Annotated in this window: 23 protein-coding genes and 1 pseudogene; 14 read left to right on the forward strand and 10 right to left on the reverse strand. The window is 68.3% G+C overall.

Annotated features, from left to right (window positions below; translation table 11 throughout):
* Positions 1-7: 7 nt before the first annotated feature.
* Entirely contained in the window at positions 8-1,132 is a 1,125-nt protein-coding gene (locus HFP15_RS09830; RefSeq protein ID WP_168513843.1) for an ABC transporter ATP-binding protein, read from the forward strand.
* On the opposite strand, the gene HFP15_RS09835 is transcribed toward HFP15_RS09830, so the two are convergent.
* Together HFP15_RS09835 and HFP15_RS09840 are read right to left on the reverse strand one after the other, a co-directional pair.
* Positions 1,129-1,821 carry a GntR family transcriptional regulator gene (locus tag HFP15_RS09835; protein WP_168513845.1) on the reverse strand — a complete coding sequence of 231 codons (693 nt, stop codon included), beginning with the start codon at positions 1,819-1,821 and terminating at the stop codon, positions 1,129-1,131. The two genes, HFP15_RS09830 and HFP15_RS09835, sit on opposite strands and share 4 nt — an antisense overlap.
* A gap of 243 nt (positions 1,822-2,064) precedes the next feature.
* Positions 2,065-3,273: a PucR family transcriptional regulator gene (locus HFP15_RS09840; RefSeq protein WP_168513847.1), complete on the reverse strand. Its 1,209-nt coding sequence runs from the start codon at positions 3,271-3,273 to the stop codon at positions 2,065-2,067.
* 230 nt (positions 3,274-3,503) lie between these two features.
* Between HFP15_RS09840 and HFP15_RS09845 the strand changes: the two genes are divergently transcribed.
* The 4 genes and pseudogenes from HFP15_RS09845 to HFP15_RS42660 all read left to right on the forward strand — a co-directional run.
* On the forward strand, positions 3,504-5,852 hold the full coding sequence (locus HFP15_RS09845) for a molybdopterin cofactor-binding domain-containing protein (protein WP_168513849.1): 2,349 nt from the start codon (positions 3,504-3,506) through the stop codon (positions 5,850-5,852).
* Between the two features lie 11 nt (positions 5,853-5,863).
* Positions 5,864-6,340 carry a (2Fe-2S)-binding protein gene (locus HFP15_RS09850; RefSeq protein WP_168513851.1) on the forward strand — a complete coding sequence of 159 codons (477 nt, stop codon included), beginning with the start codon at positions 5,864-5,866 and terminating at the stop codon, positions 6,338-6,340.
* A gap of 157 nt (positions 6,341-6,497) precedes the next feature.
* The gene (locus tag HFP15_RS09855) at positions 6,498-6,635 is read left to right on the forward strand and encodes a hypothetical protein (protein WP_168513853.1); all 138 of its coding nucleotides are present in this window, start codon (positions 6,498-6,500) and stop codon (positions 6,633-6,635) included.
* A 3-nt stretch (positions 6,636-6,638) separates the two neighbouring features.
* A pseudogene (locus HFP15_RS42660) lies at positions 6,639-7,224 on the forward strand (aldehyde dehydrogenase family protein); the annotation flags it as partial.
* Between the two features lie 175 nt (positions 7,225-7,399).
* Here HFP15_RS42660 and HFP15_RS09865 read toward each other — a convergent pair.
* From HFP15_RS09865 to HFP15_RS09890, 6 genes are read right to left on the reverse strand one after another with little or no spacing between them, the layout of a single operon-like run.
* Positions 7,400-7,765 carry an EthD domain-containing protein gene (locus HFP15_RS09865; protein WP_168513855.1) on the reverse strand — a complete coding sequence of 122 codons (366 nt, stop codon included), beginning with the start codon at positions 7,763-7,765 and terminating at the stop codon, positions 7,400-7,402.
* Positions 7,762-8,955 carry an acyl-CoA dehydrogenase family protein gene (locus HFP15_RS09870; protein ID WP_168513857.1) on the reverse strand — a complete coding sequence of 398 codons (1,194 nt, stop codon included), beginning with the start codon at positions 8,953-8,955 and terminating at the stop codon, positions 7,762-7,764. Before HFP15_RS09870 ends, HFP15_RS09865 begins: the two co-directional genes overlap by 4 nt.
* On the reverse strand, positions 8,945-9,718 hold the full coding sequence (locus HFP15_RS09875) for an enoyl-CoA hydratase/isomerase family protein (RefSeq protein WP_168513859.1): 774 nt from the start codon (positions 9,716-9,718) through the stop codon (positions 8,945-8,947). The genes HFP15_RS09870 and HFP15_RS09875 overlap by 11 nt, the downstream gene beginning before the upstream one ends.
* Positions 9,719-9,723: 5 nt before the next feature.
* Positions 9,724-10,701 carry an NADPH:quinone oxidoreductase family protein gene (locus HFP15_RS09880; RefSeq protein ID WP_168513861.1) on the reverse strand — a complete coding sequence of 326 codons (978 nt, stop codon included), beginning with the start codon at positions 10,699-10,701 and terminating at the stop codon, positions 9,724-9,726.
* Positions 10,702-10,730: 29 nt separating this feature from the next.
* The gene (locus HFP15_RS09885; RefSeq protein WP_168513863.1) at positions 10,731-12,056 is read right to left on the reverse strand and encodes a phosphotransferase family protein; all 1,326 of its coding nucleotides are present in this window, start codon (positions 12,054-12,056) and stop codon (positions 10,731-10,733) included.
* On the reverse strand, positions 12,053-12,688 hold the full coding sequence (locus HFP15_RS09890) for a TetR/AcrR family transcriptional regulator (protein WP_168513865.1): 636 nt from the start codon (positions 12,686-12,688) through the stop codon (positions 12,053-12,055). The genes HFP15_RS09885 and HFP15_RS09890 overlap by 4 nt, the downstream gene beginning before the upstream one ends.
* Positions 12,689-12,805: 117 nt before the next feature.
* Here HFP15_RS09890 and HFP15_RS09895 point away from each other — a divergent pair, with 117 nt between their 5' ends.
* Genes HFP15_RS09895 through HFP15_RS09915 form a run of 5 tightly spaced genes read left to right on the forward strand, consistent with a single transcriptional unit; the run spans position 12,806 to position 18,339 of the window.
* Positions 12,806-14,032 carry a CaiB/BaiF CoA transferase family protein gene (locus HFP15_RS09895; RefSeq protein ID WP_168513867.1) on the forward strand — a complete coding sequence of 409 codons (1,227 nt, stop codon included), beginning with the start codon at positions 12,806-12,808 and terminating at the stop codon, positions 14,030-14,032.
* Positions 14,022-14,942, forward strand: a complete 921-nt coding sequence (locus HFP15_RS09900; RefSeq protein ID WP_168513869.1) for an amidohydrolase family protein — start codon at positions 14,022-14,024, stop codon at positions 14,940-14,942. The genes HFP15_RS09895 and HFP15_RS09900 overlap by 11 nt, the downstream gene beginning before the upstream one ends.
* Before the next feature lie 3 nt (positions 14,943-14,945).
* Positions 14,946-16,463 carry an AMP-binding protein gene (locus HFP15_RS09905; RefSeq protein WP_168513870.1) on the forward strand — a complete coding sequence of 506 codons (1,518 nt, stop codon included), beginning with the start codon at positions 14,946-14,948 and terminating at the stop codon, positions 16,461-16,463.
* Positions 16,464-16,504: 41 nt separating this feature from the next.
* Positions 16,505-16,840: a DUF485 domain-containing protein gene (locus HFP15_RS09910; protein WP_168513872.1), complete on the forward strand. Its 336-nt coding sequence runs from the start codon at positions 16,505-16,507 to the stop codon at positions 16,838-16,840.
* Positions 16,837-18,339, forward strand: coding sequence for a solute symporter family protein (locus HFP15_RS09915; RefSeq protein WP_168513874.1), 1,503 nt, complete (start codon positions 16,837-16,839; stop codon positions 18,337-18,339). The genes HFP15_RS09910 and HFP15_RS09915 overlap by 4 nt, the downstream gene beginning before the upstream one ends.
* Positions 18,340-19,415: 1,076 nt before the next feature.
* On the opposite strand, the gene HFP15_RS09920 is transcribed toward HFP15_RS09915, so the two are convergent.
* Positions 19,416-20,033: a TetR family transcriptional regulator gene (locus HFP15_RS09920; RefSeq protein WP_168513876.1), complete on the reverse strand. Its 618-nt coding sequence runs from the start codon at positions 20,031-20,033 to the stop codon at positions 19,416-19,418.
* A gap of 154 nt (positions 20,034-20,187) precedes the next feature.
* Here HFP15_RS09920 and HFP15_RS09925 point away from each other — a divergent pair, with 154 nt between their 5' ends.
* From HFP15_RS09925 to HFP15_RS09935, 3 genes are read left to right on the forward strand one after another with little or no spacing between them, the layout of a single operon-like run.
* On the forward strand, positions 20,188-21,120 hold the full coding sequence (locus HFP15_RS09925) for a PDR/VanB family oxidoreductase (RefSeq protein ID WP_168513976.1): 933 nt from the start codon (positions 20,188-20,190) through the stop codon (positions 21,118-21,120).
* 19 nt (positions 21,121-21,139) lie between these two features.
* A complete protein-coding gene (locus HFP15_RS09930) occupies positions 21,140-22,315 on the forward strand; it encodes an aromatic ring-hydroxylating oxygenase subunit alpha (RefSeq protein ID WP_168513878.1) in 1,176 nt (391 codons plus the stop codon).
* A 1-nt stretch (position 22,316) separates the two neighbouring features.
* Complete coding sequence (locus HFP15_RS09935) at positions 22,317-23,213, forward strand: GNAT family N-acetyltransferase (protein ID WP_168513880.1); 897 nt, start codon at positions 22,317-22,319, stop codon at positions 23,211-23,213.
* Here the strand turns inward: HFP15_RS09935 and HFP15_RS09940 are convergent.
* Complete coding sequence (locus HFP15_RS09940) at positions 23,189-23,803, reverse strand: TetR/AcrR family transcriptional regulator (protein ID WP_246271549.1); 615 nt, start codon at positions 23,801-23,803, stop codon at positions 23,189-23,191. The genes HFP15_RS09935 and HFP15_RS09940 overlap by 25 nt on opposite strands.
* A gap of 215 nt (positions 23,804-24,018) precedes the next feature.
* Between HFP15_RS09940 and HFP15_RS09945 the strand changes: the two genes are divergently transcribed.
* A complete protein-coding gene (locus HFP15_RS09945) occupies positions 24,019-25,521 on the forward strand; it encodes an aldehyde dehydrogenase family protein (RefSeq protein WP_168513883.1) in 1,503 nt (500 codons plus the stop codon).
* The last annotated feature ends 6 nt before the right edge of the window (positions 25,522-25,527 follow it).

Here is a 25,527-nt window from a genome sequence, read left to right on the forward strand (position 1 = left end):
TGTGACCATGCTTTCTTCCAGCCATGCCGTGGAAATCTCCGGCTTGGAGAAACGATTCACCCGCAAACACGACGGCGAGGTGAGCCTCGCCGTGGACAACGTCAGCTTCGCCGTGCCGCGCAACAGCTTCTTCACGCTGCTGGGCCCGAGCGGATGCGGCAAGACGACGACACTGCGGTGCCTCGCCGGGCTCGAAACCGCCGACAGCGGCGAGATCTCGATGAACGGCCAACCCGTGTTCTCCGCCGCGGCGCGCCGGGACATCGCGCCGGAGGCACGGCCGATCGCGATGGTGCCGCAGTCCTACGGGATCTGGCCGCACATGAAGGTGTTCGACAACGCCGCGTTCCCGCTTCGCCACGGCCGCAAGACCTATCCGCGTGCCGAGACGAAGAAGCGCGTGCTCGCCATGCTGGAGCAGGTGGGGCTGTCGGAGTACGCCGACCGGTGGTCCACGCAGCTCAGTGGTGGCCAGCAGCAGCGGCTGGCGCTGGCGCGGGCGCTGCTGTGCGAGCCGGAAGTCCTGCTGCTCGACGAGCCGCTGTCCAATCTGGACGCGAAGCTGAGGTCGCAGTTGCGCGCGGAACTGCGCTCGTTCCAGCAGAAATTCGGTGTCACATCGATCTACGTGACACACGACCAGGGCGAGGCACTCGCGATGTCGGACACGATCGTCGTGATGAACCGCGGCCGGATCGAGCAGATCGGGTCGCCGAGCGAGATCTACGATTCGCCGGCGTCGCGGTTCGTGGCCGACTTCATCGGCAGCGCCAACCTCGTTCCCGGCGTCGTCGATGCCTCGGGTGACCGCGCGGTGGATGCCAAGACGGCCGTCGGAGTGGTGCGCTGCGAGCGGTTCACCGCGCCGCCGTCGCCGCCCACCGCGGGCCAGGAGCTGTCCGTGTGCATCCGGCCCGAGAACATCCGTGTCACCACGGAGCCGGCGGAGGGCCCGAACCGTTTCGCGGCGCGGATCACGACGACCGAGTACCTGGGCGACCGGCACGAGGTGGTGGCGATGGTGGGCGATGTGTCGCTCCGCGCCTACGCCGATGCGCACTTGTCCGTCCGGCCGGGGGATGAGGTGACCGTCGTGCTGGACCCGGCGTGGACGGTCGCGTTGTGGTCCTAGCTCGCCGCGGCGAACCGCAACTGGAGATCCCGCCGCGCCGCGGACAGGTGGTGACGCATCGCGGACGCGGCGGCCTCCGGATTGTGGGTGACGATGGCGGCGAGGATGGCCTCGTGCTCGCGCACGGAGTCGACGCGCGGATTGGTGCGGTCGGCGTCGCGGTACTGGCGCATGACCAGCGGGTAGAGCAGGCTGTCGACGAACCTGGTGAGGGTGGCCTGGCGCGCGGCCTGGCGGACCTGCTCGTGAAAGCGGCGGTTGAGTTCCCAGTATTCTTCGCGTCCGCCCGGCACCTGGCATTCCCACATGCGCTTGCAGGTCTTGGTCATCTCTTCGATTTCCGCTTCGGTGGCGCGTTTGGCGGCGTTCGCGGCGAGCGCCGACTCCAGCACCTCGCGGGTCTCGAGGATCTCGATCGCCTCCTCCACCGAGAACGAGCGGGTCCGCGCGCTGCGGTTGGCCTCGGCGGTGACGTAGCCCTCCTGCGCGAGGCGGGCGAGCACGGACCGCAGCGTGCCGCGCGAGATACCCAGCCGGCCGGTGAGGTCGGACTCGGTGAGGCGCGAGTCGGGTTCGTAGTGGCCGGACAGGATGAGCGAACGCAGCTCCTGATATGCCTGCGACGTCCGGTTGGCACCCGCATCCGGCCCGCGCTCGCCGGCCTGCTCCGTGCTCGCGGCTACCGCCATCGTGTGCGACCTCCAATGTTGTACAACAACATCAACCGTAGCGTGTCGTTCGTCGTGATTGACGATCGGATGCGACGAAATTGTTGCACAATTCTGGTGGTGACTCCACACCTGGGAGGGGCGCCGACGGCGGTCCGGCTCCCGCGCCGAATCGGGAGCCGATCTCGACGCGGTCGCGGCTCCTTCGTCCAGCCCCGGACAGTGCGACCGCGACCGTCTGCGGCGACGCGGCGACGTGCACGGTTACGGGCTTTCGGGTCGTGTTCCGGATTCCTGCTGCAGAGCGGACATGGCGAGCATCAGCTGGGGCCAGACGCCGACGTCGTGGGGGTCGAGGCCGGTGAGGGTCCGCACGCGGTTGAGCCGGTTGAGGACCGTGTTGCGGTGGCAGTACAGCGTTTTCGCCGCGCGGAATGGTGATCCGAGGCCGTGGACCCAGGCTTGGACAGTGCGTAGCAGCTCGTCCCGTTCGTGGGCAGGCAGCTGCAGCAGCGGTCCGAAGGTGGTGGCGACAAGGCGCCGTGCCAGGTCGGGGGAGGCCAGTAGCAGCGCGTCGGGCAGGCATCGGTCGAGTGTGGTCGCGGCCGGCCGGTGCGCCGGCAACGTGGCCATCGCCAGCGCCGCCATTCGGTAGCCGCTCGGGGTTTCGGGCAGTCCTTGGAGCATCGGCGACAGACCGATCCGTGCGGCGGCGGGCAGCCGTAGGATCGCGGCGACGTTGTCGGGTGTGGTGTCGGTGGTGGGTATGACGCCGACATGGGTACCGGCGTGCAGTCGCCAGGCCGAGTGGATGTCGTGGCTGTGCAGCGCTTGGGCCAGTGCGGTGGCGGCGCCGTGGTAGGGGGGCGCGTCCTCGGCGACGGCGACGAGGAAGCGCTGGTCCGCGCCGAGCCGCAGCGCCCGGACGGCTTCGGTCTCGACCTGCGCGACCCGCCCGTGCAGGAGTGCGTCGATGATTTCGGCCAGGTGGCGGTCGGTGCCGCCGAGGAGCCGGTGTTCCACGCGCTGGTAGGTGGCGGCCATCTCGATCGAGAATCGGTCGGTCACACCCCAGATATCGCTGGTGCACCGCACCAGTTGATGCAGCTCCGCCCCTTCGCCGGCCCCGGCACGCTGCGCGAGGTCGTTCCAGATGATTTCCCCGCCGCTGTGCCAGGCTTGCAGAACCCATTCCAGCGGACAGTGTTGCTGTGCCCGCCGGGCGCCGGTGGCCCGTGCCGTCTGCAGAAGCGTGTGTGGCGTGGGTACGCGCCCGCGCAGGGCCTCGAGCATGTTTCCCAGGTTGTCGTGGCAGGATCGCCACAGGTCGTCCTTGGGCACTGGCCCTGAGGGGTCGTAGACGTCGTCCCACATCTGCTCGACGAGGTGGTCCGCGAGACTGGGGAGGGCGTCGAGGGATCGGCCCGCGAGCTGGTGAAGCCAGCCGCCGGGAGTGGCGTTCTGCACGGTCATCGCGTTCGTCCTGACACATTGCCTTGTTGCGTATGACAACGATCGAACCGCGATCTGGTCATTTTCACCCGACAATCCCTCACTCGTTCGGGTGATCAGATCTATGTGCCCAGTGGCGAGGCGCTTTTCCTGTGCGGATTGCCCTGGATTCCGGTCGCGCGCCCGAACAGGATCCTCCCAACGCGCAACACGGGCGGGGCGTGTTCGTCCGCCTCGGGAGAGGATCAACGATGACCACTCGACGCCGCGACACCGGTGAACCACAGCCCGGACGCACGGATCGGCGCCGGTTTCTGGGGTACTTGCTGGCCGCGCCCACCCTGGTGGCGGCCGCGCAGCTGGGCGAGACGTTGCTGGGGTCCGGCCGCGCCTCGGCGGCCGTGCCGTCGGGCCCGCAGCCGTCGGACATCATTGACTTGAACGACATTCTGACCGATGCGACGGTGTCGACCGCGAACCTGATCACGGTCACGATCAATCCCGATGGCACTGCTTCGTTCGCGATGCCGCGCTGTGAGTCGGGCCAGGGCATCACCACCTCCTCGGCGATGCTGATCGCCGAGGAGCTCGACCTGCCCGTGGAAAAGGTGCACATCACCCTGGCCGACGCACGGCCGGAGCTGGTGTTCAACCAGGCGACCTACGGCTCGAACACCACCATCTCGACCTACACCCCGTTCCGGGTGGCTGCCGCGCTCGCTCGTCAACGATTGCTGCAAGCCGCGGCGATCGAGCTGGGCGACAACGTCACGAACCTCACGACCAAGGCGGGCACGATCATCTCCGCATCCGGGCTGCCGCTGTCCTACGGTGCGTTGGCGGCGAAGGCGGCGACCTCGGTGTCCAAACAGGTCTCGGTCACGCTGAAGCCGCAGTCGGAGTTCACGGTCATCGGCAAACCGCACAACCGCGTCGACGCGCTGGATGCCGTGACCGGCCGCAAGCCCTATGCCATGGACCTCCAGGTCCCCGGTGCGAAGCCGACTCTGATCTGCCGGGCGCCGACGATCAACGGCACCGTCAAGGCGGTGCGCAACCTCGCCGAGGTCAAGGCGATGCCCGGGATCACTGACGTCGCGGTGATCTCGACCGGCGTCGCCGTCCGCGGTGACACGTTCGGACAGTGCGTCGACGCCGTGCGCGCGCTGAAGGTGGTGTGGGGGCCGGGCAGCGTCGACGGCGAGTCCGACGACACCATCCTGTCCAAGCTGAAGAAGGCCGAGATTCCGCTCGCGGTGCCGAGCCTGCCGCCGCTGGCGAAGACGATCGAGCAGGTGTTCACCTTCCACTGGAAGAGCAACAGCGCGCTCGAACCGCAGACCGCGGTCGCCGACGTGCGTGGCGGGCGCGTCGAGTTGTGGGCGTGCATGCAAACGCCGATCTACGCCCAGCAAATGGTGGCGCAGAAACTCGGGCTACCGCAAAGCGCGGTCACCGCGCATGTCGTGCAGGGCGGCGGTGCGTTCGGGCGGCGCATGTTCCCCGACGTCATGGTCGAGGCGGCGGAGGCGTCGCAGAAGATGGGCAAGCCGGTCAAGCTGATGTGGCATCGCACCGACGAGTTCCGGTACGGGCGCGTGCATCCGATGTGCATCTCCCGGGTGCGCGCGAGCTATCTGGCCGGCAACGTGCTCTCGTTCGAGCAGCGGCACACCAGCGTCGCCACCGACTACACGATGGCACTCGGCGAGATGATCAGCGCGGACGCCGCCAAGCTCGTGCCGCTGGGGCTGGGCAACTTCACGCAGTACTCGCAGCCGGTGTTCGAGACCACGGCGAATGTGCCCTACAACTTCGGCGCGGTCACGCAGGCGCTCAACGAGATCATGCAGTGGGACACCTTCCACACCGGCAGCAACCGCAACCTGTACAACCCGGATGTGGTCACCGCGGTGGAGCTGATGGTCGACCAGTTGGCCGGCGCCATGGGCCAGGACCCCTACCGGTTCCGCCGGTCCTTCCTCAAGGACGACCGAGCCCGGGCGGTGCTGGACAAGGTTGCCCAGGTCGGCCGGTGGGGGCGGCCGATGGCACCCGGCACCGCGCAGGGCATCGCCCTGCACACCGAGTACAAGGGGGCGACCGCGGCGCTGGTCGAGATCGACGCCCGGCCCCGGACGGTCGACCGCAAGATCCGCGACGCCGTCACCGGCCCCCGTGTCACCAAGGTCGTATTCGCGATCGACGCGGGACTGGCGGTCAATCCGCGTGGTCTGGAAGCCCAGATGATGGGCGGCACGATGGATGCGATCGGGCAGGTACTGACCGAGAGCCTGCACCTGAAGGACGGCAATTTCCTGGAAGGCAGCTGGGACAACTACTTCTACTCGCGCCAGTGGAACACCCCGCCGGAGATGCAGATCATCGTCATGCCGCCGACCACCGGCGAACCGGGCGGCGCCGGCGAGTTCGGTGTCGCCGCGTCAAAGGCGGCCACCGCGTGCGCGCTCGCCCGTGCCACAGGGTCATTGCCGACCGGATTTCCGGTCAACCACAACGGCCCGCTCGCGTTTGAGCCGCTGCCCACGGTGCCGTCCATTCCGCAGTCCCCGACCGATGGCCTGCGCTACGCGCGCTGAAGGAGAGTCCCATGCCACAACACAGTTTCCGGCTCAACGGCAAGCCGGTCACCGTCGACTGCCCCGGTGACGTGCGGTTGTTGTGGGTGCTTCGCGACCTGCTCGGCGTGACCGGCCCGAAATACGGGTGTGGCCTCGACGTCTGCAAGGCGTGCACGTGCCACATCAACGGGAAGGCCTTCAATCCCTGTTCGGTGCAGGTCTCCGACATCAAGGACACCGACGAGATCACAACGATCGAAGGCTTGCCGGCTACCGTCGGCAAGGACCTGCATCCGATGCAGGAAGCGTGGCTCGACTACGACGTCGCCCAGTGCGGCTACTGCCAGCCCGGGCAGATCATGGCCGCCGTTGCCAAGGTTCGCCAGGCCCGCGCCGAGGGACACGAGATCGGCGACGCCGACCTCGACGAGATTCGCAACATCTGCCGCTGCGGCACGTACCACCGTATTCGGGAAGCCATCGTGTCCGCAGCGAAGAACATGTGAGCCCAGTTCCGCCGCCGAAACGTCCAGCCGGTGCCAGGGATCCCATCCAGTCGTGACGCCAGGACCGCCGCCATGCGGACGGTAAGCGTGCGAACGCGATCAGCACCACCAACAATGGGCCGGGTGCGTCGAGCACCTCGCGGCGCGTGGCATCCGGATGGTCGGCACTGACGCGCGCTCCATCGATCCGGCGGAGGCCGAGCACGGTGCCGACGGCCTGCCCGCGCACCGAGCCTGCCTGCGCGCGAGGATCGTCGTCTGCGAGAACCTCGACCTGCGTGAGAGGACGACATGAGCACTGATTCCACATTGGATCGGCGGCCGCGAGGTGCCGGGCAACGGTACTCGCCGGGCGCCGGTGTTCAACCCTGCGACGGGACAGCAGACTCCGCGTGGGTCGGTCGTCGCTGTCGAAACGGGCCGAGGTGCTGTTCGCGTTTCGTGAGCTGCTCCATGCCCGGGTCACCGACCTCGCCGCGGTGATCACCGCTGAGCACGGAAAGGTGCTCTCCGACGCGGCGGGCGAGGTCGCGCGGGGACTGGAGAACGTCGAGTACGCCACCGCTGTGCCGAACCTGCTGAAGGGTGAGTTTTCGGCGCAGGCCACGACCGGGGTGGACGTGCACTCGCTGCGGTAGCCGCTCGGTGTCGTCGCGGGCATCACCCCGTTCAACTTCCCGGCCATGGTGCCGCTGTGGATGTGCGCCAACGCGATCGCGGCCGGCAACGCGTTCGTCCTCAAACCGAGCGAGAAGGATCCGTCGGCGTCGATGTTCATCGCCCGGCTGTGGCAGGAGGCCGGTCTTCCCGACGGCGTTTTCACCGTGTTGCACGGCGACCGCGAAGCCGTCGAGGCGCTGCCGGCGCACCGGAAGATCAGCGCTGAGCACCGGGACCGCGTGGCCGGCTACATCGAGGCCGGTGAGCGAGCCGGGGCCACGGTCGTCGTCGACGGTCGTAAGGCCGACGCTGGGCATCGCGAAGGAATGGCCGATGACCGGGATGCGCGTGGACGCGGCCGAGGCCTACCGCACCGGCCTGGTCAACACGCCGGCGCCGTCAGACGATACGGTGCTCTTCGGTGAACCAAAGGGGCGAGCGGGGCAGGTCGATGAAGCGCCGTTCGTCTTCGAGCAGTTCCCTCGCCGCGTGGCGGCCGCTCGGGGTGGCGCCCGCCGCGCGCATATCGGCCATGCTGTCGAACCACAGGGAGGCCACGCCGTCGAACGGTGATGGCGCACCGCGCACAGCGGCCAATGCGTCGCCCGCCGCCGATTCCACGGAGTGGGCCTGTTCGTACCGCCGGATGTGCAGCGCCTCGGCGTGTGAGCGGACCAGCGGGCCGTGTTCCTCCAGCCAGTAGCGAAGAAACTCGTGCCGGGACAGGCCCGGGAGCCGCCGGAGGCAGAACACCAGTTTGATCATCCCGCCTCCACCCACGGTGCGGAGGCCGGATCCTTGAGCAGCCGGCGCGCGACCGACATCCGGTGGACCTCGTCCGGCCCGTCGTAGATGCGGGCGTACCGCGCCTCCCGGTACATCCGCTCCAGCGGCGTGTCGCTGGTGACCCCCAGCGCGCCGTGCACCTGGATCGCGCGGTCGATCACATCGTGCAGCATCGCCGCGCCGTGGAACTTGATCAGCCCGATCTCGACGCGTGCGTCCGCGCCGGCGTCCAGTCGTCGCGCCGCGTCGAGTGTCATCAGCCGGTGCGCTTGGATCTGCGCTGCGGATTCCGCGATATACCGGCGGATCTCGCCCTTCTCGGCCAGCTGTGAGCCGTGCGCGTACCGGCTGTTCGCGCGGTCGACCATCAGCTCGAACGCCCGTTGCGCCTGTCCGAGCCAGCGCATGCAGTGAAAGATCCGGCCGGGCCCGAGCCGCCGCTGCGCGATCACGAATCCCTCGCCGCGGCCGCCGAGCAGGTTCCCGGCAGGAACCCGCACGCCGTCGAGGCGGATCTCGCAGTGCCCGCCGCCGGTGTGTCCCATGGTCGGGACGACCCGTTCGATCCGGTAGCCGGGTGTTCCGGTCGGCACGATGATCGCGGAGAACCGGCGGTGCCTGCTCTGCGCGTCAGGATCGGTTTCCGCGAAGATCGTCGTGAATGCGGCGTTGGTGGCGCCGCTGGTGAACCACTTGTGTGCGTCCACCACGATCTCGTCGCCGTCGAACCGGGCACGCGAGCGTATCAGTGTCGGATCGGAGCCCGCCACCTCTGGTTCGGTCAGCCCGACCGACGGGAAGATCTCGCCCCGCACCATGGGCAACAGCCACTGCTGTTTCTGTTCCTCGGTGCCGTAGCGGTGCAGCATGATGCAGTCCTGCATCGAGCCCGATCCGACCGCGAACTGGCCGAGCTCGGAGCGGCCTATGATCTCGTTGAGGTAGACGAAGTCCATAAAGGACAAACCACCGCCACCGATCTCGGCGGGATGCCCCAGCGCCCACAGGCCCTGCCGCTTCGCCGACTGCCGCAGCTCGGCGAGCACTGGCGCTTGCCAGTACCCGGTTTCCTCCTGCTCGGCGAAGAACCGCGGCTCCGCCGGGATCACCTCGTCCTCGATGAAGCGGCCCAGCCTCTCCCGGAGGCCGGGCACGCCCTCAGCGGCCATGGAAGGTCGGCCGACGGCGTTCGAGGATCGCGGCGGCACCCTCGCGGAGATCCTCGGTGGCGTAGGACTGTGCCGCGGCGCGCACCTCCAGACCGGGATTGTCCGGCGGGAAGCTGTACGCCCGCTCGATCCCTGCCTTCGTCAGCCGGACCGCGACCGGGGCGCGGGTGGCCAGGTCGGCGGCGAGTTTGTCGGTCGCAGCCTCGAGCTCGTCCTCGGCCACCACGTCGGTGAGCAGTCCGAGTTCCTTCGCCCTCGGCGCTTTGAGCAGCTTGCCCTCGAACAGGATCTCCTTCGCCTGCCCGATCCCGACGAATCGCGCGAGACGTTGCGACGGCGCGAAGAACCCGACGTGGATCTCGGGCCAGCCGATCCGGCAGGTTTCGGCGGCGACCCGGAAATCGCACGCCAGCGCGATTTCGGCGGCGTTGCCGACGCAGGAGCCACGCAACAGCGCCACCGTCGTCAGCGGTAGCGTCTCGATCGCGCGGAACAGCCGGTATTCGGTCTCGATGTAGTCGATGTAGGTCGCCTCGTCCATGTCCAGAATGGACTGGAGGTCGGCGCCGCCGCTGAAGGTGTCGGCCCGTCCCTCGACGACCAGCACGCGAAGCTCGCCGGGCCGTTCGAGTTCGCCGACGTGTTCAGCCATCTCGCGCAACATCGGCAGGGTGAACACGTTGGCCGGGTGCTCGCTGCTGAAGCGCATCCTGCCGACGGGGCCGTCCTTCTCGAGTGTGATCGTGTGCGGGAAGTCGTTCACAGCACTCACCTTTCCGCTCGTACGTCCACGACGAACTTGCCGAGCACGGCCCGCTTTCCCAGCCCTGCCACGGCTTCGCCCGCGCGTGCGAGGGGAACGGTGCCACCGATCGGCGGGTCGACGGCGCCGGATTCGAGGTAGGGGTACAGCGTGTCCCACACCTTGCGCTGGTAGCCGGGGCGGGGGATCGCGTAGGCGCCCCAGCCGACCCCGCGCACGTCGATGTTGTTGAGCAGCAAGCGATTCACCTTCACCGTGGGGATATCGCCGCCGGTGAACCCGATGACGAGCAGCCTGCCGAGCGGGGCGAGGCTGCGCAGCGAATCGGTGAACCGGTCGCCGCCGACCGGATCGACGACCATATCGACGCCGGCGCCGCCGGTCAGCTCCTGCACCGCGTCCTTGAACCCCTCGGCGAGAACGACTTCGTAGGATCCGATCGAGGTGACGAACTCGGCCTTCTCCGGAGTCGAGACGACCGAGATCACCCTGGCGCCCATGGCGAGCGCGAGCTGCACCGTGGCGGTGCCGATGCCGCCTGCCGCGCCGTGGACCAGCACGGTTTCGCCCTTCTGCAGCTGCCCTCGGGTGAGCAGTGCGAAGGTCATCGTGAGGTAGTTCATCGGGAGGCACGCGCCCGCGGCGAAGGAAACCCGTTCGGGGAGCGGGAAAACGTCGTGTGCCGGGACGGTAACGACCTCGGCGAACGCGCCGGTCGTGCTGATGGCGGCGACGCGATCGCCCGGCGCGTACTCGGAGCCCTGCGGTGCCTGCCGCACCGTGCCCGCCAGTTCGCCGCCGAGAATGAACGGCAGTTCGGGTTTGTACTGGTACTTGTCCTGGGTCAGCAGCAGATCGGGGAAGTTCACCCCGGCCGCCTCGATATCGATCACGACGTCGCCCTCGGCGGGTTCGGGTTCGGGAACCTCTTCGAGCACGACGGATTCCGGGCCGTCGGTGCGGTTCACTCGTACTGCGCGCATGCGTCTCCCATCTTCGTTGGCGGGAAGGGTCAGTCTCTTGTGGTCGGATATCGCGGGTTCGCGGCGGCGAGGCGGGTCAGCACCGAGGATCGCACGGCGGCCGGCACGTCCGCGTCGGCGGGATCGAGTGCGCCGGATCTGATCGCGGTGCCGAGCTCGCCGTCGTCCGCGCAACCCAGTGCTGCCAGGCGTTTCCGGTGTGCCTCATGGCCGTCGCCGGAGCGCAGCTCGCGCCGGACCACGGTCACCGCCGTGCGTGCCACGCGCGCGAGATACCGGCTGCGCTCGTCACCCGCGACCAGTTCGCCGGTGAGGAACTCGGCAACGGCGTCGAGTAACTCGTCCGCCGTCGGATGGCCGAACGGTGCGGTGTGGGGCGCGGCGTCGAGCGGGTCGCCCGGCGCGTCCGCCCCGGCGAGGCCGAGTGTCAGCAGCGCGTCGTACTCGGCCTCGACCGCGCGCCTGCCCAGCACGGCCAGCTCGATGGAGCGCTCGCCACCGGACAGATGGCGCCGCGCCTGGATGCCGCAGATCGCGGCCCAGTGCACGCAGCCGAAGACTTCCCACCAGTGCACGGCTTCGGGGTCGGGGCTGCTGCCCGCGACCTCGGCGTACCCCGCGAACAGCTCGGCGCGGTCCCCGAAACCGCCCACCTCACCGGCGGCCCCGAACCGCCAGGCGCGGTTGCACAGCCAGCCGAGGTCCTCCCGTGGGTCACCGACGTGGGCCAGTTCCCAGTCCAGCACCGCGCGCAGCCCGTCCGGGGCGATGAGCAGGTTGCCGTTGCGGAAGTCCCCGTGCACGAGCGCGGACGGCACCTCGGGTGGCCGGTGGGCCGCCAGCCAACGGAACGCGACCTCGATCGCGGGCCTGGCCGCCGGGAACTCGTCGTGCTGGGCGCGAAGCGCGGCGAGGCGGTCCGGCACGCGGACGAGCGAGGGCACCTGATCAAGCGGCACGCGGTGGATGCGCGCGAGCACCCGGCCCAGTTCGCGAGCGAGCCCGGTGCGCACCGCCGCCCATCGGTCATCGCGCAGCAGACGGGACGGCAGCGTCTCGCCGTCGAGCCGTTCGACCACGAGGTAAGGACTTCCCACGGCGTCGGAACCGTCACCCGCGGCCACCAGTGCCGGAACCGGGACGCCGGCGTCTGCCGCGGCGCGAAAGCATTCGGCCTCCCTGACCATCTCGGCAGGCCGTGGCAGCCCGGGCGGGTCACGGCGCAGGATCAGCGCCGCGCCGTCAGCGTCGAAAGACCAGGTTTCCCTGCTCGCACCGGCCGACAACCGCCGCAGACCGGTGACGGCGGCGGCGCCGAGCCGTTCCGCGAGAGCCTCGCCCAGCCCGGCGTTCATCGGTGCCCCACGGCGTCGAGGGCGATGGCCTGGTACCGCTCGATGAGCTCGTTCCTGCCGAGCGGGCCGTCGGGGTGATACCACGAGGCGACGCTGGTGCAGGCGGCCGTGACGAAGCGGGCGGCGTCCTCGGGATGGCCGGTGGCGAACACCAGCCGCCGCATCCCGTCGCGGATCACCCGGTCGAAGATGCGCTGCTGCACATCGCGTTTGGCGACGATCAGCGCGCGGCCCGCCGGTTCGAGCGCACGGATCTCGCTGTTGCCGATCAGGCTCTCCCGTTGCGAATCCAGGTGCACGCCGACATGCGCGCCGACGATCGCGCGCAGCCGGTCCGCCGGATCGGGGCCCGCCAGGTCGTGCGCCTCCTCGGTCGCGTGGATCAGCACGTCCAGTCCCCGGTCGCAGATCGTCACCAGCAGCCGTTGCTTCGACTCGAAATGGTGGTAGAGCACGGCGGCGCTGGTTCCCGCGGCCGACGCGATGTCCCGCACCGACGTGCCGTGGTAGCCGTTGCGCGCCATGACCTCGACGGCCGCCGCGATCAACGCCGCCGCGGTCGGTTCGTCGCTGTCCCTGACCAGCACGCTCGGACGCACGGGCACCGGCGTCGGAGTCTCGGCACGCACCATGCCCCTCAGCTTAGCGGTGTCGAACGATCATTCGGCAACCCCTTGACCACAGAGCTCACGGCACTTATGTTCCGTTGAACGAGCGTTCGACGGCGAAGTTGAACGGAGGTGCCGGTCATGGCCGGTCCGTATGCCGGACTCAAAGTCTTCGACCTGAGCCACGTGATCGCGGGGCCGTTCTGCACCAGACTGCTCGCCGATCTGGGGGCGGACGTGGTCCGCGTCGAGCAGCCTGCGGGAGATCTGATGCGCTGGCTGCCGGTCGCCGTCGGCGCGCCCGGTGATCACCTGTCCAGCGCGTACGCCCAGTACAACAACGGGAAACGGTCGATCGGGCTGAATCTGAAGGAGCCGCGCGGCGTCGAACTGGCGTTGCGGCTCGCCGACTGGGCCGACGTCGTGGTCGAGAACTTCGCGCCGGGCGTGCTCACCGGACTGGGACTGGGCTGGGATGTGCTGCACGAGCGTGACGCGACCACGATCCTGTGCTCGTTGTCCACCTTCGGCGCGGAGGGGCCCTACGCCCACCTGTCGGGTTTCGGGCTCGTCGCCGAGGCCTACTCCGGGCTCATGTCGCTCACCGGAGAGGACGGCGGCCCGCCGATGCATTTCGGCACCGCGCTCGCCGACGTGAACTCCGCGGTACACGCGTTCGCCGCGATCGGCGCCGCACTGCATCACCGGCACAACACCGGCGCGGGCACGCACATCGACATCTCCGCGTTCGACGCGCTCTTCGCGATGATCGACCAGCAGCCCGCCGCGGGCGCGTTCACCGGTGGCGAAGCGGTCCGCGGCAAGTACGGCAACCGGCACACGACCAGCGTCCCGTCCGGTGTCACCCGCTGCGCGGACGGTTCGTATGTCTCATACGGAATGAGCGGGGACGTTTTCTTCGCGCGTCTCGTGAAGGCCATGGACGCGCCGGATCTGGCCGACACCTACGGAACGAGCGGGGCCCGCGTCACCGACCCCGGTCCGCTCTACGACCGGATCGACGAGTGGGCGGCGACGTGGCCGACGGCCGACGCGCTCGTGGAGCACCTTGTCGGGCATGGACTGTCGGCAGCAAGGGTCCGCGGGGTGCGCGAGAACCTCACCGATCCACATCTGCTCGCCAGGGGCACGCTCAGTCCCGTCCACTATCCGGGCCACGGCGACGTGCCGATGCAGACCGCCCCGTACCGCTTCTCCGATGCCGAAGTCCGGCCGGGCAAAGCGGCGGGCTCCATCGCCGCGGACACCGCGGTGGTACTGACCGAAGTGCTCGGCCTCGACGAGACCGCCGTGACGGCACTGCACGAGGACGGCGTGATACACGGAGGTATGCCCGATGATCGTTGACTTCCTTGCCGGTGCGGTGCCCGACGTGGACGCGTTCACGCTGTCGGAGGCGGTGACCAATGGCAGATTGCGCGGCTACGCCGAGCATTTCGGCGGCACCCTCAAACCCGCCCGCACCCACGCCGAGGTGACCGAACGCTGGGCGGCCGCGCGGGAAGCGGCGCGCGACCGCGCACCATCCGAAGAGGACTTCCTGCGGATGCTGGATGACGGCGGGATCGGGCTCGCCGGGGTGTACACCGAGTCCTTCGGGTCCAGGCTCGGCGTCCCGACCGCGGACAACCAGCTGGTCGCGGACTTCGTCAAGCGCAATCCGGAAAGGACAGTGGGGTTCGCCGGGATCGACCCGTGGGAGATCGACGCCGCGCACCATGTCGAGGAGGCGGTCCACATGGGTCTGTCCGGTGTGGTCATGTCGCCGTTCAAACAGCAGCTGCTGCCCGGCGATCCCCGGATGGCGCGGGTCTACGGCCGGTGCGAGGCACTGGGTGTGCCCGTGTTGCTGCACACCGGGATCAACTGGTCGCTCGACGCCGCCTACGACGTCGGGCATCCGCGTCACATCGACGCGGTGGCGAGCGCGTTTCCCGATCTGAAGCTCGTCGCGCTGCACGCGGGATGGCCCTGGGTCGAGGACATGATGATGGTGACCTGGCGGCACGAGAACGTCTACGTCGACCTCTCCGCCCACCGGCCGCGCACCTTCACCAAGCCGGATTCGGGCTGGGCGCCACTGCTGCGGTTCGGCAACCGGCAGCTGGCGGACCGGGTGCTCTTCGCCTCCACGTGGACACTGCTCGGCGTTGCACCCGCGGAGCTCGCCGCGGAAGTGCGCGAGCTGCCGCTCAAGGACGAGGTCGCCGAGAAGTGGCTTGGTGGCAACGCATTACGGCTACTCGGGAGGGAGTGACCCGTGCTCGTCTCGGATATCGTCCGCAACAACGCGCGATCCCGCGGCGGCTCGGTCGCGATCGTCAGCGAAGGCCGTGAGTACACCTACGCGGCGCTGCAGGAGCTGATCGAGCGCACCGCCGGAGCGCTGTCCGCGCGCGGGATCTCCTACGGCGACCGGGTCGCGGTGCTGGCGAAGAACAGCATGGAATACGTCCAGCTGTACTTCGCGACCGCGGCGCTCGGCGCGATCCTGGTGCCGCTCAACTTCTGGCACCGCGCCGCCGAGCACGTCTACACCATCACCGACTCCGAGCCGGCACTGTGGTTCGTCGAGCAGGCCTACGACGAGGTGTCCCGCGAGGCGCGTGCCGCGCACCCGGACCTGCCTGTGCTGCGGATCCCCGGCCCGGAGGGCGATCGTGGAGACTGGGACGCGTTCCTGGCCGCGGCGAGGGAAACGCCACACACCGAAGTGGACGAACGCGACCCGCACATGATCCTCTACACCTCGGGGACGACGGGCAAACCCAAGGGCGCGATGCTTTCCCATCGCCGCACCGTCGATGACGGCATGGCGATGGCCGCCACGATGCGTGTGGACGAACGCGACGTGTTCATGAACTACTTCCCGCCGTTCCACGTCGGGAACTGGGACCACATGAAACCCTTCCTGCTCATGGGCGGGAAGGTCATCCTGCTTCGCGAGTTCGATCCTGACGTCGTGCTCGAGCTGCTGCCCCGGCACCGGGTGTCGGTCATCCTGGGCGTGCCGACGATGTTGCACGCGCTGATCACGAATGCCCGTTTCGCCGACACGGATATGTCCTCGGTGCGATTGCTCTACTACGGTGCCTACGATCCGAGCGGGATCATGGACCGCGCCGCGGACGCGTTCGGTGCGCGCGAGGGCAAGGTGCAGTTCGCGCACACCTACGGGCTCACCGAGGGCGGCCCGTTCGTCACGTGGTGCCCGCCGCAGGACGTGTTCCAGCGATGGGGATCGATCGGCCGCGCGATGCCCGGTGTCGATGTCGCACTGCTCGACGAGGCCGGCGCCGAGGTCGCACGCGGCGAGCCCGGCGAGATCTGCGTGCGCGGACCGCGGATGAGCGGGTACTGGCGCAACGAAGCGGCGTCGGAAGCGGCGCTCGCCGGGGACTGGCTGCACACCGGCGACATCGCCGTGTCGGATGTGGACGGTTTCCTCACGATCGTGGACCGCAAGAAGGACATGATCCGCTCCGGTGGGCAGAACGTGTGGTCCAAGGAGGTGGAGGACTGTCTGGCCCGTCATCCCGGCGTCACCGACGTGGCGGTGATCGGCCTGCCGGATCCGGTCTACGAGGAGCAGGTTGTCGCGATCGTCATCCCCGCCGGTGCGGGCACAGCGGAGCTCGCCGAGGAGCTCAAGGCATTCGTGAAGACGCACCTCGCCGGTTATAACACCCCGAAACAGGTGCGTTTCGTACGCGAGTTCCCGCGCACCGCCGTGGGGAAGATCCAGAAGCACCTGCTGCGTAAGCAATTCGACGCCTGATCGATATCACGGTTTTGCCCCTACAAGGAAGTAGGAGAACCATGTCCAAATCCGCAGAGCCCGCCACTCCGGCGCACTCCATACAGCCGGCCCGCATCGCCGCGACACCCGCTTTCGGCCGGCTGGTCCGTGCGCGCAACCGGTTCGCCCTGCCCGCGACGGTGCTGGGTTTCGGTGCGTACCTGCTCGTGATCGTCCTTTCCGGATTCACCAAGGTCCTCTCCGGTGCGGCCGTAGGGGTACTGAGCTGGACTTTCCTGCTCACGGCACTGATCTTTCCGCTGGTGTGGCTGCTGAGCGCGCTCTATATGCGCCGGGCCGCCGGGTGGGATGCGCTCGCCGCGCAGGCCGTCGCCCAGTCCGGCGGTGCGCGATGAGCGCGAACGCCGTGACGATCGGGATCTTCGTCGCGGTGATCATCGTGACACTGGTGATCACCGCGTGGGCGGGGCGGCGCAACCGTGATGCCGGTTCGCATTACGTGGCGGGCGGCCAGATCACGGGCTGGCAGAACGGTCTGGCCATCTGCGGTGACCTGCTGTCCGCGTCGACCTTTCTCGGTGTCGCCGGAATCCTTGCCCTGCAAGGGGTCTACGGATTCTATCTGGTAGCGGGCGGGCTCGTGGCGTTCTTGCTCGTACTGCTGCTGGTCGCCGAACCGCTGCGCAACCTCGGCCGCTACACCATCGCCGACGTGCTCTCCAGCCGCTTCCGGTCGAAGGGCGTCCGTGCGGTGATGGCCGTCAACACACTCGTGGTCACGGTGTTCTACATGATCGCGCAGCTCGTCGGTGCCGGTGTGCTGATCAGCCTGCTGATCGGCGTGCCCTACTGGGTGGCCGTCATCGTCGTCGGCGTGCTGATGGCGATCTACATCACGGTCGGCGGCATGCTTGCGACAACGTGGATCCAGATCGTCAAGGCGATCCTGCTGCTCACCGCGATGGCCGCGCTGGTGGTGCTCGTGCTGGCGCGGTTCAGGTTCAATCCCATGGCGCTGTTCCAGGCCGTGCACGACACGTCGAAGACGGATCTGTTCGCACGGGCCAGCGGCCTGGTGCCCGGCCTTGACCTGCTTTCCGTCGCGCTCGCGCAGGTGCTGGGTACGGCGGCGCTGCCACATATCCTGATCCGCTTCTTCACCGTGCCCGACGCGAAGGTCGCCCGGCGCTCGATGAACGTCGCGCTGTGGATCCTCGGCCTCGCCTTCCTCGCGATGCCGTTCATCGGCTACGGGGCGGCCGCGATCGTGGGCCAGGTGAAGATCGCCGCGGCAAACAAGGCGGGCAACCTCGCCGCGCCGCAGCTCGCGGACGTACTCGGCGGGCCGGTGCTGTTCGCGCTGATCTCGGCGGTGGCGTTCGCGACCATCCTGGCCGTCGTCGCCGGGCTGGTGATCGCGGGATCCGGTGCGGTCGCACACGATATCTACAGTTCGATCATCCGCAAGGGCACGGCGAGCGACGCCGAACAGGTCAAGGCAGGCCGGATCGCCGCCGTCGCGATCGCCGCGGTGTCCATTGTGCTGGCACTCGGCGCGCAGAACACGAATATCGCACTGCTCGCACTGATGGCGGTGGTCGTCGCCGCGAGCGCGAACGTCCCGGTCTTGGTCCTGTTGCTGTTCTGGAAACGGCTCAATACCGTGGGCGTGATCAGCGGGGTGACGGCAGGCCTGATCGTGTCCGTCGCGCTGGTCCTCGTCGGGCCGGGGGTGATGGGCTCTTCGGCGCTGTACCCGCTGTCCTACCCGACGCTGGTCTCGGTACCGATCGGATTCCTCGGCTGCTACCTCGGCACGGTGCTCAGCCGCCCACGGCGGGACAACGAAGTTCCGTACGAGGAGATGCACGTGCAGGCCATGACGGGAGCGTGAGCGTCCTGCCGCCCAGCACCGAACGCCGCCACGTCAGGTGCTGGGCGCGCGGACGCGATTCGTGAGGACGCTTTTCCGGCTATCGAGATTCGAATGGTACGAACGCGATTGGCCCGTGGAATGTTTCCTTCCGGGCAGGGGAAGCATGGGCGTGACGATCGGCCTCGGTGGGAACCCGGCGACTGTGCGCCCGCAACTACCGCCCGACGGCGGCCGATGCCGGTGGTAACTCGTTGCTGTGGGTGGCAGCGGATGGGAAGATCTCCACGATCGCAACGTTTCCGGACCGGATTGGCCGACGCGCCGCCGCTCCTCGGCTTGCCGCCGCGCACCAGGATCCCGATGCAGTCCGTGCCGTCCTCCGTCGTCCGCGGTTCCGACGGCGCGTTCTATGTCGGCGAGCGGACCGGCTTCCCCTTGCCGAAGGGCGCGGCGGCCAGCATCCACCGCGTGGTCCCCGGCCACGCACCGACGGTCTACTCGGAAGCGCCTATCAGCATCATCGACATCGGTTTCGACGAGGGCACACTCTACGTGCTGGCCGACGCAGGGCTACCGACAACGCCGCCATGGTCCTCGACGTCCTCCACTTCTTGCGCTCCGGTGGGAAGCCGGACGACATCGAGGAGTCCCTGCTGGGCCGGGTCGCGGTGGTCCAACTCTCCGACGTCGTGACCCGCCCCGGCCGGTCATTTCCCCGTTCAACCCGGTTCCCAGAACTTTCTTGGTGATCAGCTTCAACAGCCCATCCGGGCCGGTCAGCTCCAGCCCGCGCTGCCGCGCCTGCGGGCGTTCGCCGACCCCTTTGCGCATGGGGGTGGTAACGAAATATCACCCATCTGAGGGGTTTTGGTCACCAGATTCCTAGCCGCGAAGCCGCGTAGCCTGAGCTAGGTCGGGCGGGCACATGAAGATCGAAAACTCGCCCGATGTCTTGGCCGGAAACGCTGCTGACCAGGCAGGGAAAGCCCGAGGTCGCACAACGCTGAAGCGGTGGGCATCCCGAAATGGCCGGCGAGCCCAAGCGGGTGCAGCCGAGCCGGGCGAGGGACTGAACCGGCGCCGGGGAGTGAGCGTCAGGACGCGGCGGCTCCCTCCAGAAAGGACCGCACGGACTGCGCGAACAGCTTCTCCGCGGTCCGCCACGAGTTCTGGCGTACCGCGTCGGCCAGTGCGGGCTCGTCGTCGGGGGCCAGGTGCGGGAAGATCCGCGCCCTGGCGTTCTCGGGTTTCATCGCCTGGGTCAGTGCGGCACCGAGAGTCAGGTTCTCCAGTCCGTCCAGGATCATCACGTGCGTGTGGGCCGGCACCCCGGCCTTCTGCAGGAACCCGGCCGCGTCGTTGTAGCGGGGGCTGAGCACGTCCCGCGGCACGAACTCGAGCAGGATCGACGCCGCGTTGGGGTGGCGCAGGATGACGCGCCGGAAGCTGACGGCCTGCGCGACGAGCCAGTCGATCCACTGCTCCGGGTCCCGCTTACGGGGCACCGGCGCTTCCAGAACGATCCGCCTGGCGACCCCGGCCATGATCTCCGCGCGATCGGCGAAGTGGTGGTAGAAGGAGGGCGCCTTCACGTTGAATTCGCGAGCCAGCCTGGGCAGGCTGCACGCCGCGAGGCCCTCGGCATCGATGATCTCCAGCGCCTTGGTGATGACGCGATCGCGGTCCAGCAGCGGTTGGGTAGGTCGGGGCATTACCTGATTATGCCCAAGCCTCGTCCCCGGTGAGGCACAAGCCGGGCAGCGGTGCCGCTCACGTCCGGCTCTTGCGGGCTAATGACTTTAGATTTAATCTATAGCCATTAGGTGAGGAGTGATCGTGCGCGGGGACACGCCAGCGGAAGGCGAGATGAACGTCAAGGTCGTCGGCAAGGAGTCGCTGGCCGACGGTGTGGTGCGCCTGGTGCTGCGGCACTCCTACGGCGGCGACTTCCCGGAGTGGCGGCCCGGCGCTCACGTCGACCTCGCACTCAGCGAGGACCTGGTCCGGCAGTACTCGCTCTGCGGCGATCCGGCGAACCGGGACGTGCTCGAGGTCGCCGTGCTGCGCGAACCGCAAAGCCGCGGCGGTTCTGCCCACGTCCACGACGAACTCCAGGAGGGAGACCGGATCCGGGTGCGCGGGCCGCGCAACCACTTCGCGCTGACCGAGGCCCGGAACTACCTCTTCATCGCCGGAGGCATCGGGATCACGCCGATACTGCCGATGATCCGGGCGGTCGCCGGAGACGGGGTGCCGTGGCGCCTGCTCTACGGCGGGCGTTCGAGGTCGTCGATGGCCTTTCTCGACGAGCTCGAACGCTACGGCGAGCGGGTCCGGATCTGCCCGCAGGACGAGACCGGTCTGCTGGATCTGGACTCGGCGCTGGGCAGCCCTGCCGAGGACACCGCCGTCTACTGCTGTGGTCCGGAGGCCCTGCTGGAGGCGGTCGAGAAACGGTGCGCGTCGTGGCCGGCCGGAAGCCTGCACGTCGAGCGGTTCACCCCGAGAGCCATCGACGAATCCGCGTCGTCGGAGTCGTTCGAGATCGAGCTGGCGAGCACCGGCGAGGTGCTGACCGTGCCACCGGACAAGACGATCGTCGACGTCCTCGAAGAGGCCGGTGTGGACGTGGAAGTGTCCTGTCTGGAAGGGACATGTGGCACGTGCGAGACCGCCGTGCTCGGCGGGACACCCGAGCACCGGGACTCGATTCTGACCGAAGAGGAGCGGGCGGCGGGCGACACGATGTTCCTGTGTGTGTCCCGTAGCTCCTCGCCCCGGCTGCGCATCGACCGATGACCGACCCAAGGAGACAGCCATGGACCACGTCGAGCTCGACCGGGAAGACCGCATCCGGCGCGCGTTGCAGCACCTGCGCGACGACACCACCGATCAATGGGACGACACGGTCACCTTCGAGGCGCGCGAGTACACCGATCCCGAACTGGCCAAGCGGGAACGCGAGCTGATCTTCGGGCGCGTTCCCTCGATCGTCGCGCATTCGTCGGAAGTTCCCAAGCCGAACGACTTCCTCACCATGCGGATGCCGTCGAACCAGGTGCTGATCGTGCGGCAACGCGACGGAAGCGTGCGTGCGTTCGTGAACCTCTGCCGGCACCGGGGCGCGCTGCTGGAAGAGCAGCCCTCCGGCCGTTGCAGGCTGTTCTCCTGCGCCTACCACCGGTGGTCCTACGACACGGACGGGTCGCTGCGGGCGATCACGCGGGACAACACCTTCGGCGACATCGACCGGTCGCGGTTCGGGCTCGTGGAGCTACCCGTCCAAGAGCGGCACGGCTTCATCTGGCTCATCGATGCGGCGGGCGCGAAGATCGACGTGGCGGCCTGGCTCGGCCCAGAAATGGACGCCATTCTCGGCGGTTACGACCTGGCGGACCTGCACTGCGTGCGGTCCGAGGGATTCGACGAGCCGGTGAACTGGAAAATCATGCAGGACGCGTTCCTGGACGGTTATCACATCCAGTACGCGCATCCCAACAGCGCGGCGAAACACATCCACACCAACGTGATGACCTTCGAGGACTTCGGCAGGCACTGCCGTTTCGTCGCGCCGCGCAAGACGATCGACCGCTGGATCGACGAGGATCCCGGGGACCGCAGCCTCGCGTCGCACATCACCGAAACGCACTTCCTCGGTCCTAACTGCACACTCCTGCGGCAGCCGGACCACTTCCAGTTGCTCACGTTCCGCCCGGATCCGGCCCGCCCCGGATACTCGCGGATGGAGATGCGCCTGATCGTCCCGCCCGTCGAGCGCAGCGGAATGGACCCGGCGAAGTGGCGGAAACTGTGGGACAAGAACTGGGAGATCCTGCTGGCGGTACTGCACCGCGAGGACTTCCCGCTGCTGCGGGCGTCGCAGACGGCGATGGTCAGCACCAGCGCGGGGCCGATGGTGCTCGGTCGCAACGAGGTCGCCAACCAGCTTTTCCGCCGCGAGACCAGGCGGCTGCTCGAAGCGGACGGCACGTGACGTGATCAGCTACGAGTGGCGGTCCGGGCTCGAAGGTCAGGAGGCCGCGGAGGTCGCCGGGCTCGTGAACGAGGCCGCGGAGTACGACGAGGAAGCGGGCTTCAGCCGCGTCACGTCACCCGCGGCCCGGCCCGGACACCATCTGCTCGTGCGGGTGCAACCCGGCGGAGAAGATGATCCATGGCCGCTGGCGGCGTACGCGCGGCTGGCGGTCTCCGGGGGTGCCGGGACCCTGCAGTTGGTCGTGCGTCCTGAATTCAGGTCGCTCGGCATTGCCACACTCGTGTTCGAAAAGCTGGGTCTGCCGCCCGCCGGCGACGACGGCTGGTGCGGTACGGGCGCCACGGTATTGCTGGCCTGGGCGCACGGCGACCACCCCGCCGCGGAGCGGATGGCGCGCAGGTTCGGGGCGGCGGCCGTGCGGCGGATGTGGAAACTCGTCGCGAAGATCGACGCCGTGAGCCGGAACGGCCATTGTGGAGACGTCACGGTCAGGCCGCTGGAGCCTGCCGATCTGATGGCACTCGAGCGGTTGGAACAGATCGAGGACACCGGCTGGGCCAGCCCGAGCGGCCGCGAGCATCTGATCGCCGACAGTTCGGTCCTGGTCGCGACGGACGCGGGCGGTGCGCTGCTGGGGGCGATCAGGCTGAGCGGGGTGCGGGGCAACGGGTCGCCGTCGCGTTCCGCCGGGACCGTCCTGACCCTGTCGGCCGGCGGACCGGCCGTGGCTCGGGTGCTGCTCGAGTCCGGTTTGGACTATTTGCGGAAGATGGGTTTCCGGCGCGCGCAGATCTATGTGGACGCCGGAAACGCGGAAACTGTCCGGATCACCCGCGCGCTCGGTTTCGTGCACGATCGTTCCGACGTCTGTTACGTGGTCTCCGGCTCGGTCTGACCGGACGCACTGCGCAGGAAGGTCCGGATCACCTCGACGTAGAGCCTTTCCGTGCTCCGCCACTCGTTGGCCTTGACCGCGCGCGCCAATGCCGATTCGCCGGCCCCGCCCGTGTGCGGGAAGATCATTTCGCGCGTGGCGGCGGGTTTTGTCGCCTGTGTCAGCGCCGCCCCGAGGGTAAGCGTTTCCAGGCCGTCGAGAATGAGCACGTGCCGTGAGGAAGGCACCCCGGATGCGGCGAGATAGGCAGCGGCGTCGTCGTACAAACGACTGAGAACGTCGCGGGGTACGAACTCCAGCAGAACGGGCGCGGCGTTGGGATGCCGCAGAATCGTGCGGCGGAAATTGCAGCCCAGCTCGACGAACCAGTCCGTCCAGAAGCAGTCTCGATCCCGTTGCGGCACAACGGTCTCCCGTACGATCGCGCGTGCCACCTCGGCCATGATCTCCGCCCGGTCGGTGAAATGGTGATAGAGCGACGGTGTCCGCACGCCGAATTGCCGCGCGAGCCTGGGCAGGCTGCAGGCGGCCAGCCCTTCGTTGTCGATGATCCGCAGTGCCGCGGCGACCACGCGGTCGCGGCTGAGCAAGGGACGAGCAGGGCGTGCCATGCCGCCAAGTATGCCCGGTTGACCCCTAAAAACTAAAGTGTTAAGGTTCAGGCACTCGGAGGTGCCGAGGTGGTGGGGACAAGTTCATGATCACGATGAACACCCGGACCGCAGGATGCCGCGGCGTTCTTTCGATGTTTTCCTGATTCTTTCCGGACTGTCGGTCGACGAGGACAAGAGGACAGCGAAGTCTGATGTTGAACTATCGGAATTTCATCGACGGTGACTGGCGGGAGTCGAGCCGGCCGTCGCTGGCCGTCGATGATCCATCGACCGGTGCGGTCATCGGGTCCATTCCGGACAGTGGCGCCGAGGAGATCGACGCCGCGGTGACGGCGGCGCGCCGGGCCTTCTCCGACGGTCCGTGGGCGCGGATGGCGCCCACGGACCGCGCGCAGGTGTTGCGTGACCTGGCCACCGTGCTCGAATCGAGGTTCGACGAGCTGGTCGACGGCCTGATCTCCGACACCGGGTGCAGCGCCCGTATGTGCCCGATGCTGCAGGCCGGCGCGCCACTCGCGCACCTGCGGGACTTCGCGGAAATGGCGCCCCTGCTGGAAAAGCCCGTCCCTTTCCCGATTCAGTCGTCTCCCGGATTCGGGCAGTGGGAGCTGCATCGCGAGCCGGTCGGCGTCGTCGGGGCCTTCACGCCCTACAACTTCCCACTCTTCATCGCCGTGTGGAAGGCGGCGCCCGCGTTGCTCGCCGGCAACACGGTCGTGCTCAAGCCGTCCCCGCTCACGCCGTACGGGCTCGACGCCTTCGCGCTCGCCGCGAAGGAAGCCGGGCTTCCGGACGGCGTGGTGAACGTGGTGCACGGGGACCGGGAAGCGGGCACCGCGCTCGTCGAGCATGCCGGTGTGGACCTGGTGACCTTCACCGGCAGCACGGCGGTCGGCAAGCGCGTGATGAGCGCGGCGGCGGGCACCGCCAAAGAGGTGATCCTGGAAATGGGCGGGAAATCCCCCGCCGTCGTGCTACCCGACGCGGACATCGAGCTCGCGGTGCGGGGCACGCTGTTCAGCAGCATGATGCACGGCGGACAGGCCTGCGTCGCGACCACCCGGATGCTGGTGCCCGACTCCCGGTACGAGGAGTTCCTCGAGGCGCTCGCCCGCCGGGCGAACCAGCTCGTGGTGGGCCCGGCGGCCGAGTTCACCACGGACGTCGGGCCCGTGGTCAGCCAGGCTCAGCGGGAAAAGGTGGAGAAATACGTCTCCGCCGCCGTCGAACAGGGCGGGCGGGTGATCGCGGGAGGCGACCGGCCCGCCGGGGTGCCGGAAGGCGGCCACTACGTGGCGCCGACCGTGCTCGCCGACCTCGCGAACGACAACATCGCCGCCAGGGAGGAGATCTTCGGCCCGGTGCTGTCGGTTCTGCGCTACTCCGATGTGGACGACGCGATCCGGATCGCGAACGACACCCAGTACGGGCTCGCCGCCGCCGTGTGGTCGTCCGATGTGGAGCGTGCGCGGTCGGTCGCCGCCCGGCTGCAATCCGGACTCACCTGGATCAACGACGTCGCGCAGGCCGAGGTCGCGCGCACTCCGTTCGCGGGCAAGAAGCAGAGCGGCGTCGGCACGGAACTGGGCGCCGACGGATTGTTCGGCTACACCAAGGTGAAGAGCCTCTACACGGCCCTGGACGAGAACCTCGACGCGCGCCCCTATGGCGCGGTCGGCAGCGAATGGGAGTGAGCGAAC

Source organism: Amycolatopsis acididurans (assembly GCF_012328925.1).
In the GTDB taxonomy this organism is placed as follows: Bacteria; Actinomycetota; Actinomycetes; order Mycobacteriales; family Pseudonocardiaceae; genus Amycolatopsis_E; species Amycolatopsis_E acididurans.